The 16888-nt window shown below is 28.8% G+C and carries 16 protein-coding genes and 1 pseudogene; 1 reads left to right on the forward strand and 16 read right to left on the reverse strand.

From position 1 onward, the window contains the following. The 16 genes and pseudogenes from CRN98_RS01800 to CRN98_RS01875 form a co-directional block, all read right to left on the reverse strand. Positions 1 to 1401 carry an FAD-binding oxidoreductase gene (locus CRN98_RS01800; RefSeq protein WP_097025713.1) on the reverse strand — a complete coding sequence of 467 codons (1401 nt, stop codon included), beginning with the start codon at positions 1399 to 1401 and terminating at the stop codon, positions 1 to 3. Positions 1402 to 1448: 47 nt separating this feature from the next. After that, complete coding sequence (locus tag CRN98_RS01805; protein ID WP_097025714.1) at positions 1449 to 2672, reverse strand: electron transfer flavoprotein subunit alpha/FixB family protein; 1224 nt, start codon at positions 2670 to 2672, stop codon at positions 1449 to 1451. Positions 2673 to 2697: 25 nt separating this feature from the next. After that, entirely contained in the window at positions 2698 to 3486 is a 789-nt protein-coding gene (locus CRN98_RS01810; protein ID WP_097025715.1) for an electron transfer flavoprotein subunit beta/FixA family protein, read from the reverse strand. A gap of 76 nt (positions 3487 to 3562) precedes the next feature. After that, positions 3563 to 3961, reverse strand: a pseudogene (locus tag CRN98_RS01815) (L-lactate permease); the annotation flags it as partial. A gap of 273 nt (positions 3962 to 4234) precedes the next feature. Further along, positions 4235 to 4933 carry a FadR/GntR family transcriptional regulator gene (locus tag CRN98_RS01820; RefSeq protein ID WP_097025717.1) on the reverse strand — a complete coding sequence of 233 codons (699 nt, stop codon included), beginning with the start codon at positions 4931 to 4933 and terminating at the stop codon, positions 4235 to 4237. Positions 4934 to 5105: 172 nt separating this feature from the next. Further along, entirely contained in the window at positions 5106 to 6221 is a 1116-nt protein-coding gene (locus tag CRN98_RS01825) for an amidase domain-containing protein (RefSeq protein ID WP_097025718.1), read from the reverse strand. Between the two features lie 199 nt (positions 6222 to 6420). Next, positions 6421 to 7698 carry an FAD-dependent oxidoreductase gene (locus tag CRN98_RS01830; RefSeq protein ID WP_097025719.1) on the reverse strand — a complete coding sequence of 426 codons (1278 nt, stop codon included), beginning with the start codon at positions 7696 to 7698 and terminating at the stop codon, positions 6421 to 6423. Next, positions 7695 to 8681: a sulfide/dihydroorotate dehydrogenase-like FAD/NAD-binding protein gene (locus CRN98_RS01835; protein ID WP_097025720.1), complete on the reverse strand. Its 987-nt coding sequence runs from the start codon at positions 8679 to 8681 to the stop codon at positions 7695 to 7697. The genes CRN98_RS01830 and CRN98_RS01835 overlap by 4 nt, the downstream gene beginning before the upstream one ends. 106 nt (positions 8682 to 8787) lie before the next feature. Next, on the reverse strand, positions 8788 to 8994 hold the full coding sequence (locus CRN98_RS01840) for a sigmaY antisigma factor component (RefSeq protein ID WP_097025721.1): 207 nt from the start codon (positions 8992 to 8994) through the stop codon (positions 8788 to 8790). After that, positions 8991 to 9374: a hypothetical protein gene (locus CRN98_RS01845; protein WP_097025722.1), complete on the reverse strand. Its 384-nt coding sequence runs from the start codon at positions 9372 to 9374 to the stop codon at positions 8991 to 8993. Before CRN98_RS01845 ends, CRN98_RS01840 begins: the two co-directional genes overlap by 4 nt. Next, a complete protein-coding gene (gene sigY / locus CRN98_RS01850) occupies positions 9358 to 9903 on the reverse strand; it encodes an RNA polymerase sigma factor SigY (protein ID WP_097025723.1) in 546 nt (181 codons plus the stop codon). The genes CRN98_RS01845 and sigY overlap by 17 nt, the downstream gene beginning before the upstream one ends. Positions 9904 to 9935: 32 nt before the next feature. Beyond that, positions 9936 to 10730, reverse strand: coding sequence for an ABC transporter permease subunit (locus CRN98_RS01855; protein ID WP_097025724.1), 795 nt, complete (start codon positions 10728 to 10730; stop codon positions 9936 to 9938). Beyond that, positions 10723 to 11631: an ABC transporter ATP-binding protein gene (locus tag CRN98_RS01860; protein WP_097025725.1), complete on the reverse strand. Its 909-nt coding sequence runs from the start codon at positions 11629 to 11631 to the stop codon at positions 10723 to 10725. Before CRN98_RS01860 ends, CRN98_RS01855 begins: the two co-directional genes overlap by 8 nt. A gap of 93 nt (positions 11632 to 11724) precedes the next feature. Continuing rightward, a complete protein-coding gene (locus CRN98_RS01865; protein ID WP_097025726.1) occupies positions 11725 to 12357 on the reverse strand; it encodes a hypothetical protein in 633 nt (210 codons plus the stop codon). 194 nt (positions 12358 to 12551) lie between these two features. Beyond that, entirely contained in the window at positions 12552 to 13985 is a 1434-nt protein-coding gene (locus CRN98_RS01870; protein WP_097025727.1) for an MATE family efflux transporter, read from the reverse strand. A gap of 374 nt (positions 13986 to 14359) precedes the next feature. After that, positions 14360 to 16423: a helix-turn-helix domain-containing protein gene (locus CRN98_RS01875; protein ID WP_097025728.1), complete on the reverse strand. Its 2064-nt coding sequence runs from the start codon at positions 16421 to 16423 to the stop codon at positions 14360 to 14362. 285 nt (positions 16424 to 16708) lie between these two features. On the opposite strand from CRN98_RS01875, the gene CRN98_RS01880 reads away from it, so the two are divergent. Continuing rightward, positions 16709 to 16885, forward strand: a complete 177-nt coding sequence (locus CRN98_RS01880; RefSeq protein WP_097025729.1) for a CDIF630_02480 family spore surface protein — start codon at positions 16709 to 16711, stop codon at positions 16883 to 16885. The last annotated feature ends 3 nt before the right edge of the window (positions 16886 to 16888 follow it).

The raw sequence follows: 16888 nt of genomic DNA on the forward strand, positions 1-16888 counted from the left end.
TTATTGACAAACCTTACCTGGATTTAATATATTCTTAGGATCAAATGCAGATTTAATTCCTCTCATTATTGACATATATTGTTCTCCATATTGATGGAACATGTATTCTCTCTTAGCATATCCAATTCCATGTTCTCCAGATACAAGTCCTCTTAGCTCTTCTGATTTTTTATACATTAAATCAAACACTTTACTTAGTTTTAATTTCCATTCTTCTTCATTCAAGTCATCTTTACAAATATAGACGTGTAAATTTCCATCTCCAGCATGGCCAAAACTTGGTATTCTAATGTTAAATTCCTCTTCCAATTCATGAGTATATTTAATAAAGCTTGCAACTTGATTTCTTGGCACAACAACATCACATTCATCCATTTCTGTAGTTGATGCCTTAATTGCTTCAAGGAATGCTCCCCTAGCTGACCATACAGAGTCTTTTCTTTCATCTGTATCAACTATAAATACATCCAATGCTCCTTCTTTTAAGCAAAGATCTGCAACTATTTCATAGTCACCTTCAACTTGAGCTAAACTATTCCCATCAAAAGTTAGTAAGAGATATGCATCTGATGAATTGTCTGGAAATTTTTTGCCTAAAAACTCTTCTGCTGAAACTATAACTTCTCTTTGCATAAATTCTATTGCAGTTGGAACTGCTTTTGACTTTATAATTTTAGGTACCATTTCAATAGCAGTATCTATATCCTTAAAAGGTATAAGTAAGCTTACTGATTTTTTAGGTAATGGAAGCAATCTTAAGATTGCCTTTGTTACTATACCAAGTGTTCCTTCTGATCCTACTATTAAGTCCTTCAAACTATATCCTGAACTATTCTTAACAACCTTTCCACCAAGCTCTACTACCTCTCCATTTGGCAGTACTACTTCAAGCCCACGAACATAATCTCTTGTAACTCCATATTTAACAGCTCTCATTCCGCCAGCGTTAGTACTTATATTTCCACCAATTGTAGCACTTTTTTCACCTGGATCTGGTGGATAAAAGAGTTCATGTTCTTCAACATATTTTCCTATCTCCATTAAAAGTACTCCTGGCTCTAAGGTTAATGTTAAATTTTCTTCATCTAATTCTAATATATTATTCATTTCTGTTGTTTCAATCATTATTCCACCATGTAAAGGTACTGAAGCTCCTACAAGTCCTGTTCCTGATCCTCTAGCAACCACAGGAATTGTATTATCATAAGCGTACTTCATTATTTTTGAAATCTCTTCAGTATTATGAACTTTTACTAGAACATCTGGATAATTACTCACTCCGCCCAATTCATCATGACTATAATCTTCGTTTATGTCACTTCCATGTAAAACTTTATCTGCACCAACCACAGTTTTTAAAAATTCAATATCTTTATTATTCATTCTTTTATATTCGTTCATGTTTAATCCCTCCCAATATATTACTACTATCATTAATTAAAAGTTTATTATTTATTTAATGAGGCTGCTACTTCTTCAAGTCCTTTTCCACCCTTAATTCTTTCAATAAGCTCAGGAATTATTTCATAAATATCTCCAACAATTCCGTAATGAGCCACATTAAATATTGAAGCATTAGGATCATTATTTATAGCAATTATCGTTTCCGAATTATTCATACCTGCTACAAACTGTACTGACCCTTGAATTCCAGCAGTTATTATTAATTTAGGTTTAACAGTTCTTCCACTAAGTCCTATCTGACTCTTTGCATCTATCCATCCAGCTTCTACAAGTGGCCTAGTTCCTGCTATTTGTGCCCCTAGTACATCAGCCAAATCTCTTATTAGGTTCATATCTTTTTCTGATTTAACTCCTCTACCTGCAGCTACAATTACTTCAGCATCTGATATGCTAATTTCTTTTGCCTTTTTAGTAATTTTTAAAACTTTTATATTTGAATCAAACTTTTCCTTTGACATCTTGCATAATACAATCTTCCCTTTAGTTTCTTCAGTTACTTCTGGAGCGGAGAAAATTTTATACCTAACAGTTGCAAATTGTGGTCTATTATTACTTGTAATAATTTGAGCCATTATGTTTCCACCAAAGGCTGGCCTTATTTGAACTAAGTCTGTATTTTCCTTCATATCAAGTATTGTACAATCTGCAGTAAGCCCTGTTTTAAATCTTGCTGCAACTCTTGGTGCTAAAGATCTACCTATAGTTGTGGCTCCAACAAGTACTGAAGATGGCTTAACTTTATTTATAAAGTCTTCAAAAGCAGCTGTATAAGGCTCTATTCTAAATTCTTTTAGCTCTTCGTAATCATATACAAAAACTTCATCAACACCATAGTGTAATAATTTTTCAGCTTTATCCTTTATATTGTGCCCAATAAATAGTGCGTAAACTGGATGATTGATTTTTGAAGCAAGTTCTCTGCCTTTCCCTATTAGCTCATAAGTTACAGGATGAATATTTCCTTCTATATGGTCAACATATACTGCAATTCCCTTCCATAAATCCTTATCTACTTTTGCTACTACTTCTTCTACAAATTCTACTACTCCTTCAGGCCCCTTTTTCACGCATAGTTTACACATCTTACACGCAGCTGAAATTTCAACCTTCCCATTTACTTCTGATATAGCATTAAAAGGACAAACCTTTATTAATTCATTTATATTTTCTTTATTTAGTTTACTTTCATTTATAATTAATTTAGACATTAATATTCCTCCCTTTTAATAAAATTTATACAAATTTAAGCTCTTTTAACTTATCAAGCAATTTGTGTGTGAGTTCTTCAGCATTTCCTTGCCACATTTCTTTGTCAGTATTAATAGCTGGCGGAAAAATTCTTTCAACTTGAGTTGCTGATCCATTTAATCCATAATGATTTTCATTTTTATCATCAAAATCCTTTAAGCTAAGTACTTTAGCTTTTTTACTTTTAGTTTCTAGTTTTCTCTTATAAGATGGTAATCTTGGAGTATATATATCTTTTTCAACAGTTATGAGGCATGGGAATTTAATTTCCTGAATTTCAACTGTTTCAGCCATATCCATTTCAACAGTTATTGACCTATCATTTATTTTAACAATCTTTCTTACATTAGAAACATGAGGAATTCCAAGATATTCTGCCATTTCTGCTCCTACTTGAGCTGTATCCCCATCTGTTGTTTGTTTGCCACAAATTATAAGGTCAGGATTTCCTGTCATTTTAACACCTTGAGATAATGTATATGAGGTAGCTAGCACATCAGCTCCTGCAAATTTTCTATCTGATAATAAAGTACCTTCATCTGCTCCCATCATAAAGGCTTCTTTTATAATTTCCTCGGATTGAGGCGGTCCCATAGTTATTACACTTACTTCTCCACCCATATCTACTCTTATTCTAAATGCAGATTCTAATGCATATAGGTCATAGGGATTCATCTTTGATTCTACTCCATCTCTCTTTAACACTCCTGTAACTGGATCTACTTCAACTTTATTTGTTCCTGGTACTTGTTTAATACAAACTAAAATTTTCATAATTGCTCCTCCATTTCAAATTAAATTATTATGTGGTAAGTTGTCAGACCAATAATCGAAAAATAAACTAATTCCTTTATAATGTAAATAATGCTGCTCCAAAGTAAGTAATAAGCCCTAAAACAACTACATAAGCTAAACAAAATTTTAAAGTAGCATTAAGTATTTTCCCTTCTGTTACCTGTATTCCTGTAGCTGCAGTAGCAACTGCTATACTTTGAGAAGATATCATTTTACCAGCTGTAGCACCTCCCGTATTTGATGATGCAAGCCAATATGGACTCATACTAAGTGAGTTTGCTACCTCTATTTGAAGACCACCAAAAAAAACGTTTGCAGAAGTGTCCCTACCTGTTACAAAAGTTCCTAATGCTCCTACTATTGGTGCAATAAATGGATAAAAGTTTCCTGTTATCGCAACAAGTACCACAGCAATATATCCAATCATTCCACTGTATCCCATGACCTTTTTTATCCCACCAAGTTAAGATTTTATCTTCACTGGTATGACCATCTTTCCTCTGACATTATATTATCATAATTTTAAAACTATTTCCACAATAGTTATTTTATTAACACACCTTTTTCGCTCTGTTTTTTGCCATTATTGCAAATTTTCTTATTTTATACAATAAAAAAAATAAATATTTTTTTATTGTATACACTTTTACCAATAATTGTTATGATTTTAACAAATTAAAACCCAAACAAGATTAAATCCTATTTGGGTTTTTAATTCATATAAATATTATCTATTAAGCTTTATTAAATTCTTATTTATGAGATTCATATGCTTTCTCATTGATTCAGAAGCCTTATCTGAATTATGTTCTCTAAGAGCATTTAGTATTTCTTCATGGTCATTATCAATATTATCTTTAAGTTGATTATTTATAATATTTTTTCGTGCATCTTTTATGAAAGAATCTATAAGAGATGCTACTGTGTTTAATATACTTAAAATTAAAAAATTTCTTGAAGCTTTAGCTATTGTATAATGAAATTTAGCATCATATTTAACTCTTTCATCCTCGTCTTCGGAAATCTTCATATTATTTGTTAATATTTGTAATCCATTTATTTCTTCATCAGTTATCTTTTTCGCAGCAAGAGCTGCTGTTTCTATTTCAATAACTTTTCTAAGTTCAAATATTTCCTCAACTTTACAATCATTAAGCATAAACATAATTGATAATGGTTCAAACAAGGTATTATCGAAATTTTCTCTTATAAAATTTCCTTCTCCTTGTTTTGACTCAATAAGTCCAATAATTTCAAGGGATCTTAAAGCTTCTCTAATAGAAGCTCTGCTAATACCTAACTGCTCTACTAATTCTCTTTCCGACGGCAATCTATCACCTTTTTTTAAAACCCCATTAGTTATCATACCCTTTATTTGTTCAATTACCTGTTCATAAACCTTTGTGTTCCTAATAGGAGTAAACATTGCTCCGTCTCCTCTCTGATTTTAAGCACTAATTTGATATTCCATTTTTTTGTCATTATATTTATTATAGAGTTTTTAAAAGAACTGGTCAATGTTTATAAATTTATTACTTCATAAATAATACCCTTAGATTTTTCTAAGGGCATTTATTTTAATATCTATCAAATAAATTTTAATAATGAACTCGTATAAGCCAAAACTTTATTTTTTTATCACTCCATCCAAGATCCCAAGGAACTTTATTCCTATCAGTATTATGGCAAGTTACTAAACTATATCCATTAGAATCTGCTCCTGTAACTACAGAAATATGTGTAATATCTCCTTTCTTTTCATATGCTACAAAATCTCCTGGTAAAAGTTTATATGAAGCTTTGTATACTTTTTCATAATTTCCATAGGCAATTACTGAAGCTCTTCCGCTATGTAGCATATATGCTTTAAATCCATCAGCATTAAGCCATGCTCTAGTTGCACCACCACTATCATAATTCCAAGCAGAATTTTTTCTAAATCCGCCACCTTCAAATAAAATCTGTGAAGCAAAATTTGCACAGTCCCCTCCTTGAGGATTATAATCTCTATATTTTTTATTATATTTAAATCCATGATGCTCTTCACTAGCAGCTCCACAATACTGATTAGCATAATATACTGCCTTTAATCTTCTTTCATTTAAAGTTGAAAAATCTCTAGAACTTTGACTCAATATATATTGCTTTATTGAATCGCCCTTTAAATTATCTAAATTAAGCGAATCAGCAAATGGATCTGTATACCATTCCTTAGTAATTATCCAAACTCCATCTCTATTTACAAGCTTTATATAATGATAAGTTCCAATTCTTGAGGTATTTATTATCTCTGGCTGATCCTCATATATATACTTATATTCCGTTGAACATAATACATTAACAGAAAAATTAGTTCCATTTCCTTTAATTGTTCTAATAACGACATTAGGGTTTATATCAGTAAATTTTACTCCTTGTTTTATGCTCCAATTTTCAATATACTTAATTTTCTTTTTTTCATGTTCATATGCCCAAGTCCCATACTTAGTATTAGTATCATAAATAGATTGTATCATTTCGAAATTTTTACTTATTATAGCTTTATTTCTATCATGAAAAACTTGCTCTATAGCTTTTTTTACTTCTGCATCCGAATAGTTGCTAGAAGCATTAACTTTATTACACTTACATAAATATATTAATAAAAATAAAGTTATTAACCAAGATAACTTTATTGTAATGGCCTTATTTATATTGCATCGAGAAAAATTCATAATTTATTCTCCTTTTCGCCTGTGATCTTACTATATAGTATTTCACATAACCTTATATTTTAAAGTGGAAATGTAAACCATAAATATATGATTTATCGATTTAAAAATTTTTATTAAAATACAATAGGTCTACACTAATTAAAATTATTAATTAGTATAGACCTCTATTTTTAATAAACGTTATATTAAGTTGTTATATTTATATGAGTTTTTGTGTCAAAATTCCACTTAAGTTGAGTTTTTCTATTCTCTTCTTTATTTCCTCATTATCTATACTGTAAAGTCCTATTTCTTGCATTCTCTTAAAGTATTCTGCTCCAGCCAATGTATATCTATTTCTTCTTCCTTCCTTAGTAAGTAATTTACAATTAGCATAAGATATAATATCTCCTATAGCTGTGGATTTAGGAAGTATTAAAAGAGGCATCCCTAAAAGATATCTAACTGCGTTGTGACCTGCGAGACTTCCTGTACACATAGCTTCTGTATGACCTACAAATAATCCACTCTTTTCACCTGCACAGAATAAATTATCTATGCCCTTTACTTTCATATCATCGGTTCTTGGAGCTACAGAAAGGTATCTTATAGAATTTCCTTTTCCACCTGCATAAGGATCCATAAATCTTGCATATTCCAATCCCTTTATTTTTCTAAGCTTTTCTAGTGGATAAAAAGGTGTCATAAGTTTAATATGACCTGTATCTAAAAGTATTATATTTTCTGCAAATTCCTTTAAAGCATATTGTTGACAAACTTTTAGTTTTAATTTATCCATATTTATATCTTCTGGTGGTACCTGAAGAACTACTGCACCTTTTTCTTCTATTTCTTTTAAAAGTTCAGGTGCTATACTTTCTTTGCAAAGCTTACAAGAACCACTGAATGCTCCATATACATCCTCTTCTCTTTCTCCTTGTAAATCTTCAACTCCTGCTCTAGAGCTTAAACTTACTCTTGGTCCAAAGGCAGGACATCTTAATATACACATGGAACATCCATTCCCATATCTTAAGCAATTACCCATAGGTCCTGTAGAACCTGTGGTTTCTACAAATACATCTCCCTTTACATAACTTCCATCTGCAAGATATATTCCTAGTATTTTATCTTTTTCTTTTTCTACGTCTACTACTCTAGAAATTAAATGTATTTTTACTCCTATACTTTTTAAGAATGCTCTAACTTCAGGTTCAATCTTGTTTACGTCATAAAGCCATGCATGACCATGACCTGGAAATGTTATATTTTTATGTGTTGCATTTCTATCTGTTATGTTTATTAAATCTCCTGCTCCTAGATTAATAAGTTCTTCAGCTGCTGTATATCTTCCATTATTCCTCATTATGCCACCAACATTGCCAAGACCTACAAGCATATCTGTTTTTTCATATAACTCTACTTCTGCTCCTGCTTTTCTAGCACTTATTGCAGCTGCACATCCTGACCAGCCACCGCCAATTATTATAACCTTCATAATAATTTTCTACCCTCCAAAATATTTCTAGGATCTATTTGAAGTTTACATGACCTTTCAATATTAAAATACTTATTTTTAGTGCTACAACTTCCACATACTCCTTCTCCACAGCACATTTTTGCATTGTTACAGCAAGAAAAATCTATTGTTTCTCCAATTAAATTTACTACATTATAATTTACAATATCTGCTGCTGATGAATGAACGAGTCCTACATTTTCATTCTTTATGATATCTAATATTATATTTTTAAATTCAGATGTTAATTGACCATTTTCATTTATAACATTACACTGTATAAGTTCTGCATTGTAAAAATTTAGATACTCTTCTATAAATACACCTTCAAAAGGTTTACTATCTAATATAACATATACCTTGTTTCCTGAAGTATAAAGCTTTTTAAGAATTGGTATAATTGGGGCCTGCCCTATTCCCCTTGCTACTATTATGGCAGTTCCATCCTTTAATTTAGATAAATTTTTAAGTCCCAATACACCATTAAAAAGTGGTCCCTTTAAAAGCAGCTTTTCTCCTTCCTTAGTATCATTTAAGGCTTTACTTTTTACTCCCTTTATTTCTACTACAACTTTTATCTTATTTTCTTCAGTGTTGGATTCCATAATAGATATGGGTGTGGAATAGAAATGTTCATTTTGAGGATTCCGGAGCATCACAAAGGTTCCTGGAGCACTTAAATCTTTGGCCATTTTATGACTTACATCTAACGTAAATTCAACTAAATCATTATATATCATTCTTTTATTTAACAATGTACATTCTATTTCTTTTCTTCCTTCCTTAGCTTTACTACCATTCCATACAAATTCCTGATATATACATACACCTTTCCAATTAATGCAGTCACAAAATGTCTCTCCTCTTAACTGAGAGCACAATATACATTCTCCGCTTTCTGCCAAATGACAAGGACAATATTCTGTACCTGCATCAATACAATCTCTTACTTCATAGTTCACCCACATATCCTCCTAAAATTAATAGGCCTCACTATTAATTTATCTATTTTATAAATTTTTGTTACTAAAATTTATAAAATAAAAGAAGGTATTTTTCTCTTCTTAGTTAAGACTTATGTCTGTCGAATATAACCCTTGTAATTATTAGATATATTATAAGATTTCCAGGGGTATTTAATAGTCCAAAAATTCCCCAAAGCCAATAATACTTTTCTCCTCTTTTTTTAGCATCCTTAAATACCCAGAATCCTTGTAAAATAAGGATAGGAATTGCTATAATTAGTACTGTTAAATGTACCTTGTTATATATCATATGTTATTCCCCCTTGTCTTAGTTAAAGCTATAGGAATTATAATAAAAGGCGCTGCTAATATCATGAATATCTGTAAGCATATTATAAAATTAATACTTACAATCATTGTAATCATAACTAATAAAGTCATTATAACAGTGGATAAGATTAAGAAATATATGGTTTCCTTTTTAGTTATTTTAGTCTCTCTTTTTTCTATGGCTTCATTAATAATTGATTCTAAAGATAAATTTAAATGATTTACTTCCTCTATGCTGTCCATATACTTCTTCATATTTTCCAAATTATTTATATATACATCATCTTCCTTAGATTTATCATAAGATGTTACTTTTTCCTTATAAAAGTTATCTATATTTGAATTAAAATCCTTTTTCATTTATAATTCCCCTTTCCTTCATCTTTGCGAGTATAGAATTAACTGCAGAGTGAAGTCTAGATCGCACAGTTCCTACAGGACAATTCATTATTTGAGCTATTTCATCATATTTATAATTATAATAATGCTTAAGTATAAATACAGTTCTTTTATCGTAAGAAAGCTCACTTAAAATTTTAAATACTTCTTTCAACTGCACATTATCTATAACTTTCATATCTACACTTTTTCCTTGAAATATTAACTCTTCATTCAAAGGCAGCATATCTTTATTTTTTCTTAAATAATCTCTATATGAATTAGTAGCTATGGTTATAAGCCATGTTGAAAACCTTGCTTGAGGTTTAAATTTTTTTAAGTTTATAATAGCTTTTAACAAAGTTTCTTGTACAATATCCTTTGCAAGCTCCTCATTACCAATAAGCTTTATTACATATCCCGCAAGTATTTGATAATTATCATTGATTAAAATAGTTAAAGCATTTTTATCTCCATCTTTTGCATTCTTTAGTAAGTCCTTTTCTTCCATGGCGTTTTCACCTACTCAATTTATGTTAATAATTAAATTAATTTTTCTGGTATAAATCTTTTTGATATTACTTTAATCAAAATATAGTCTATAACAAATATAATAGTTCCTATAAGTATAAGAAGAGTATTATTAAGTAAAAATAATCCTGTAACTTGCCCTACAACTAATAATATTATAGGAAGAACTATTAATCCACTTTGTTGCTGCGCCTCTTGAAAAGTCTTAGATTTTGCAGAAACAAGTACTGTAAAGCTTAATCCTAGTATCGTTAAAGCTGGCGCAACATATATAATTAAAATTATCCATTTTACATTTGGAAATATAATTTCACTTAAATAAATCACTCCGCCTATATTTATTATAATTCCAAATATAATAAATGAAATTAATGTAGTTATAAATGATAATATAAACACTCCTATAACCTTTGAAATAAATATTTTTTCTATAGAAATAGGTGTATATAATAGAGTTTCCATTGTTTTATGCTCTTTTTCACCTACAAAACTACTTGCTCCAATTATATTTGATGACATAATTGGAATTATTAAAAATAAACTTGGGAAGAAATAATTCACACCTGTCTTTAGCACTAATTCAGGTATAGAAAAGTTACTATATTCAATTGGCAATTTCTCTATTATGCTATCTAAGCCATTTATTTGTCCTATTCCCTTAGATGAAAAATAGATAGATATAAGCATTATAGCTGGCACTATTATAACAAATACCAAAGGCACTATAAGCATTGGCAGAAATATTTGTTTGGAGCTAGTTATCTCCTTTAAATCCTTTTGAATAATACTCTTGCAAAGCTTATTCATTTTTTTCACTCCTAACATAATTAAAATATAACTCTTCTAAACTTATCTTTTCCCTTTGAACTTCATATATTTTTCCACCTTTATTTAAAATGCCATAAATCACCTCTGATATTTCTTCATCAGAATTTACTACTTTTTTATAAATTCCACTTGCTATCTGTATTATTCCCAGTTCTTCATGAATATCTTTTCCCTTTATTATAATGTTATTTTTATAGTTAAGCTTTTTAGTTAATTCTTCAAAGGTACCATATCCTAACATCTTCCCCTTGTTTACAAATCCATAGAAATTGCATATTTCCTCTGCATACTTTAATTGATGAGTACATAATAATACTGTTACTTTATTTTCTTTTGATAATTCCTTGATAAGTTTTGTCACATTTGAAGCATTTTCTGGATCTAATCCTGAAGTTGGTTCATCTAAGAATAAAACTTTAGGTTCATGTATAAGAGCTATAGCAAGTGAAACCCTCTTTTTCATACCTGTACTATATTCTTTAACCTTTTTACTCATATTTTCATAAAGCTCTAATCTCTTTAAAAGTTTTATACTTCTTTCTTTAATTATACTTTCCTTTATTCCATACATACTTCCAAAGAACATTAGATTTTCTAAAGCAGTTAAATTTTCATAACAAGCAGCACTTTCAGTCATAACTCCACATATTTTATGTATCTCTAAAGATTCTTTAAGTATATCTAGCCCAAGTATTTTTCCATTTCCAAGGCTTGGTTTAAGTATTCCATTTAATATTCTTACAGTTGTTGTCTTTCCTGAACCATTTGGGCCTAAAAAACCCATTATTTCTCCTTCAGGTAAAACAAAACTTATATCATTTAGAGCATTATATTTACCATCATAACTTTTAGTTAAATGCTCAGCCTCTATTCCATTCATATTTATCACTCCTTCACCAATTAAACGTAAATACTCTCAAAAAGTTCATAAAAAAATCAGGGGAATTTCTATACAAATTTCCCTGACTATATTTTAAAAAAGAGCTATATGAAGTTTACTCACGGTATTAAGTATTTCATTACTATTTAATTTATTTTCCGTATAATCCGTATAAATGCTTCTGCCTGTCTTTAGATGTTCAAGCCAAGCCTCAAGTAAGCTTACATATATTTGATTAATATAATAAAGATTACTTAAAATACCCACGTCTCCCCTACCAGCTGCAAATGTTTCATATCTTACTGCATAATTTTGAGTGCATCTTATATCCTCGCTATTAATCCATTTAATTAATTTAGGATAACCATCAAAATCTATAATTAAAGAATTATTATATATATCATCTCCGCTTAATATTATTTCTTTTAATTCTTGTTTTGTAAATTGATGATTAGGTTTTATTAATCTATGAGCCATTATCTCGCAAATATATACTTCTTTTGTATTAATAGAATCAGATAGAGTTGTATCTATATTACGCTTATTTATAATTATTTCATTATTTTTTAACCAAATTTTCGCTTCTTCATGTTTTTCAAATATCATATCTAGTTCAGTATTACATTTATCAAAACACTTTTGTGGATACCAATTTCCGTCCTTTTTTAACCTGTAACCCATGCATTCTTGAGTTAATTCTTTATAGGCTTCTATAGTAAAGAACATGCATATCCCCCCCAAGCCTTTTATTATACTTTATATGATTAATATACTATATTTTGTGCTTAATTAATTTTATTATACTATGCAATTTTAAATTACAATATCGTACAATATTTTTAATTTTAAATACATTATCACTTGGAATTAATATAAATAAAAATCCTAAGCTCATATAAATACTAAGCTTAGGATTGTAATTATTTTGCTTCTACACTTCTGACTCTATTAAATTTTTTACCATAAATACCAGCTGCATAAGATACTTCTTCCTGTTCTTCTATTTCATCTAAGACCTTCATACCTTTTTTCATATATATATATCCTGTGATTGCTGAAATCATATCGGATATAGGATAAGAAATCCATACTCCAAGTACTCCAAATATTCTTACACATACTAAAACCACAGGTATAAATATTAACAGCTGTCTAAAAATGGATAATACTAGGGATATTTTTGACTCTTCTATAGCTTGATAATAATAAATTGCAGTAAAATAAACTCCTACAATTGGGAATATGGATATCATAATTCTAAATGCTCCTACAGCATTATTTAAAATATCCTGCTCCTTCACAAAGCAACTTATTATTCCATTTGCAAATATCATCATAATTGTCCACATTACTAAAGTTGTCATATGTGCTATTTTAGATGCTTTTTTTACAACTTCTTTTACTCTTTCATAATTTTTTGCACCATAGTTAAAAGCTACTATAGGTTGCATTGCAGATGTTATCCCAAGCATAGTTATATACATAAACATAGACACCTTGGATATAACACCTATTATAATTATGGCTGAATCTCCATAATCCGCTAGTGTGTTGTTTAAAATTACTGAAACTACTGCATCAGATATTTCTATTATAAATGTTGAAAATCCTACTGCTACTATTGTTGCTATAATATCTTTATTTAAATTGAATTTTATAGAAATCTTGTAGTCTTCTTTAATCTTTGAAAAATTATAATATGCATAAATAGCCGAAACTATTTGGGAGAGGACTGTTGCAATAGCTGCTCCCTTGATTCCTAGAGGAAATACCATAACTAGCATAGTATCCAATATTACATTGCATAAAGCTCCTATTGATGTGGCTATAAGATTTGCCCTTGCGTTTCCCAGTGATGTAAGCATATATCCTATGATAACTGTGAAACATTGAAATACTCCACCAAAAATTACTATACTTATATAATCCTTAGCATAAGGAAAAATATTATTTGTAGTACCAAGTTTAATTAATATAGAATCCATAAATAAATATATAAAAATTGTAAGTGATATAATAATGATTAACATTAATGTTAAAGCATTACCTAATATATATTTCAATTTATCCTTATTACCTTCCCCTAAGCTTCTTGCTACTGCAGTAGATGCTCCTACCGCAATTAAAAGTCCTAGAGAAATCATAAAACGTTGTACTGGGAACGCTATACTTAAAGCTCCTATAGCCTCAGCTCCTATAGCTCTACCCACAAATAGAGTATCCACCATATTGTAAAGCTCTGCAACGAATAAGGATATTATGGCTGGTATGGCAAACTTTATAAGAACTTTATTTACATTTCCTAGTGCAAAAGTGTTTGTTTCCTTTGAAATAGCTTTTGTATTAATTGCCATAATTTCCACCTTCTTTTCCTTTTCGTTAATAAATGATTATTTAATTGTCTTTAAGATTTTAATAAATTCCCACAACCCTTCGTTATTGTTAATACAATGTAAAATTTCTATAAAAATAATTCCGTTTTTTATTGAAATGCATATTTTTATATTGTATAATCTTTTTGTAATTTAAATTAACACGCTTATTTTATATTTTTTATTTAAGTACTTTTTAAGTACTTTTTTCTTTTTTATTTATTCTAATCACGCTTATATTTATATTATATTGTAAATTTTGTTTATTTTCATCCACTTAAGTGCTTAATACTAAGTACTATTTTGCTTACTTAGGCTTTTCTTGTTTTGTCTAAATAAACACAAAAAGCATCTTATTACAGATGCTTTTGTACTTTTTTGAGCATTATAAGTATAGCTCCATACCCTTGTACCTTTGGCACAAGATTATATATTGTACTTTTCTTTGCAAATCTTAAAGATATTTTAGGGAAAGCTGCATTATCCATTACATCTCTTTCTTCATCATTTATACGACTAGGCTTGCCTAAACTCACCCAATAATCATATGCAGATCCTACTCTTTCGTTGATTTCGTATTCAGTCAAAGTATAATCATAAAAAAGATTTACTATATTAAGAGAAAATTTTCTTTCTGCTGTCCTCTTAATTCCTCTTCTTTTTAATATACTTTCAACTTCTATAAGTTTATCAATATCCTCTCCATAACTATGCAGAAGTATTTGAATATCTTCTCCTTTTTTTGTTACTATACACCCTTCACCATTATATATTATATAATCTCCCATTCTTGAAAGAAAATAATATGCATAATATGAAGGTTTTTTAATTCCATCTTGGGTTATAAGACCATTATCTCCAAAGAAAAGCTCATTAGAAATTTTATCTGTAGGGCTTATGCTATCAAAAGCCTTAAAATATACATTATTTCCTGTTATAGAATTATGTATTATATAAGGTATCATATAGCAAGTATCATAAGTCATGTTGTTTATAGGTTCTTTTATATCATAATCAACTAGTTCAAAATAATTCCCAATAAGTTCCTTGATTTTAATTTCATAGTCTTCATTTAAATTTCTTTTTATAAATACCTTCCATTTAGAAAGCTCATAATCTCCAAGTTCATCTCTAAAGTAAGATATAAAGCTATCTAAAAGACTTATAAGAAAATCCTCTTTTAAATTTCCATCTATTATGATGAAAGGTCTTAAATTAATAGATAGCAAAAATTCTATAATTTTTTTTACTTGATACCAATTAAAAAAATCCTTATTATTTAATAGTACTCCAGCTTCTTCAGTAAAAAGTTCAAATATCATTGCATATTTAAATTCTATGTCCTTTTGGATATTTATCAAAAATTGTCTTTGTCTTTCTTTTAAAAGTTCTTTTGCTTTTCCAACACTTATTATCTCTCTAAAGGAATGATTAAATTCTTCTCCATCTATGGCTGCATCTATATTTAATTTTATTATTTTATTTTCATAGTTAAACCTATCATAATCTTCAAGGTAAGTGCTAAGATATTCTAATGCATTTTTCACATCTAAAACTTCATATTTCTTCATAGACTCTAAAACATCATCATTTACTTTATGCTTTTTCCTGTACTGCATAGGTGTACACTTATAATGTCTTTTAAAGTGCTTATTGAAGTATCTTATATGAGAAAATCCTAGTTCCTCAGATATCTCAGAAATACTCTTATCTGTATCTAAAAGTAACTTTACAGATTCCTCAACTCTTGTTAAATTTAAAAAGTCTTGAAAACTATATCCAACTGTATTTTTAATTTCGTGTGATAAATAATAGGAACTTAAAAACTCCTTCTTTGCTATATCTTGAAGACTTATCTTATTTTTATAGTTATTATATATATATCTTACTATTCTATCATATCTTTCAAATTGTTCTTCATTTTCTTTTAAATCTTCCTTTTCATAAATTAACTGATGAAAATTATTAATAAGATGATATAATAACTCAACTAGTGTATCTTCAATAAAATCTTCATATTTATCTTGTTTTTGTATAACTTCACAAATAATTATAGATAAGTACTTTCTTAATTGATAATATTTTTCCTCTTCTTGTGCTCCTTCATCTGAAGAATTTGTATAAAATGCAATGTTTCTTATATCATTAATATACTTTTCAAAAAAGTTGGGATCTATTCTAAACATTAAAACTTCATTATATACCTCACTTTTTATACTATGAGATTCATCGCAATTTATAATTTCAATTTCTCCTTCTTCTACTTCATAGGTTCCAGATTCTATAGAAACCTTTATATTACCCTTAAGTACAAATAATATCTCTATAGAGTCATGCCAATGTATAGGATATTCTTCAATATTTACTTTAGATACCTTTAAAGGTAGTTCAGGTAAATATTCAATATATTCTCTTCTCATTAATATGTTTCTCCCCTTATTATTAAATGTTAGTTTAATATTTATTAAGATTTATATTTATATTATATCTTATTTTTGTTTATATTTTTCGTTTGTGATGGTTTATATTTTAAAATATTTAGTTTACAGTTAATTGTATATACATAATTTATATTATGTATACTAAACTTATGAGAAAAAGATACCATAACTATACAATTGACTCTTTCATTATATTTGTATAACCTTTTATGCTATTGCTAATAATAGTTTTGAAAATATATTATATTTGATAGGAGTGATATTATGTACAAAACAGATAGTATAAAAGTTAATGCTAATTCTAAGAAAACACCTATTGAACAACATGACACTGCCGCTTGGGCAAATATAGAGTATTTAAAACCTGTATCTCAAGTATCAATACCTAGTGATACTGAAGTGTTTAATGCTAAGGAATGGGTAGATTCAAATCAAAAATAAAAT

The organism is Clostridium peptidivorans, from assembly GCF_900205925.1.
Taxonomy (GTDB): domain Bacteria; phylum Bacillota; class Clostridia; order Clostridiales; family Clostridiaceae; genus Clostridium_AK; species Clostridium_AK peptidivorans.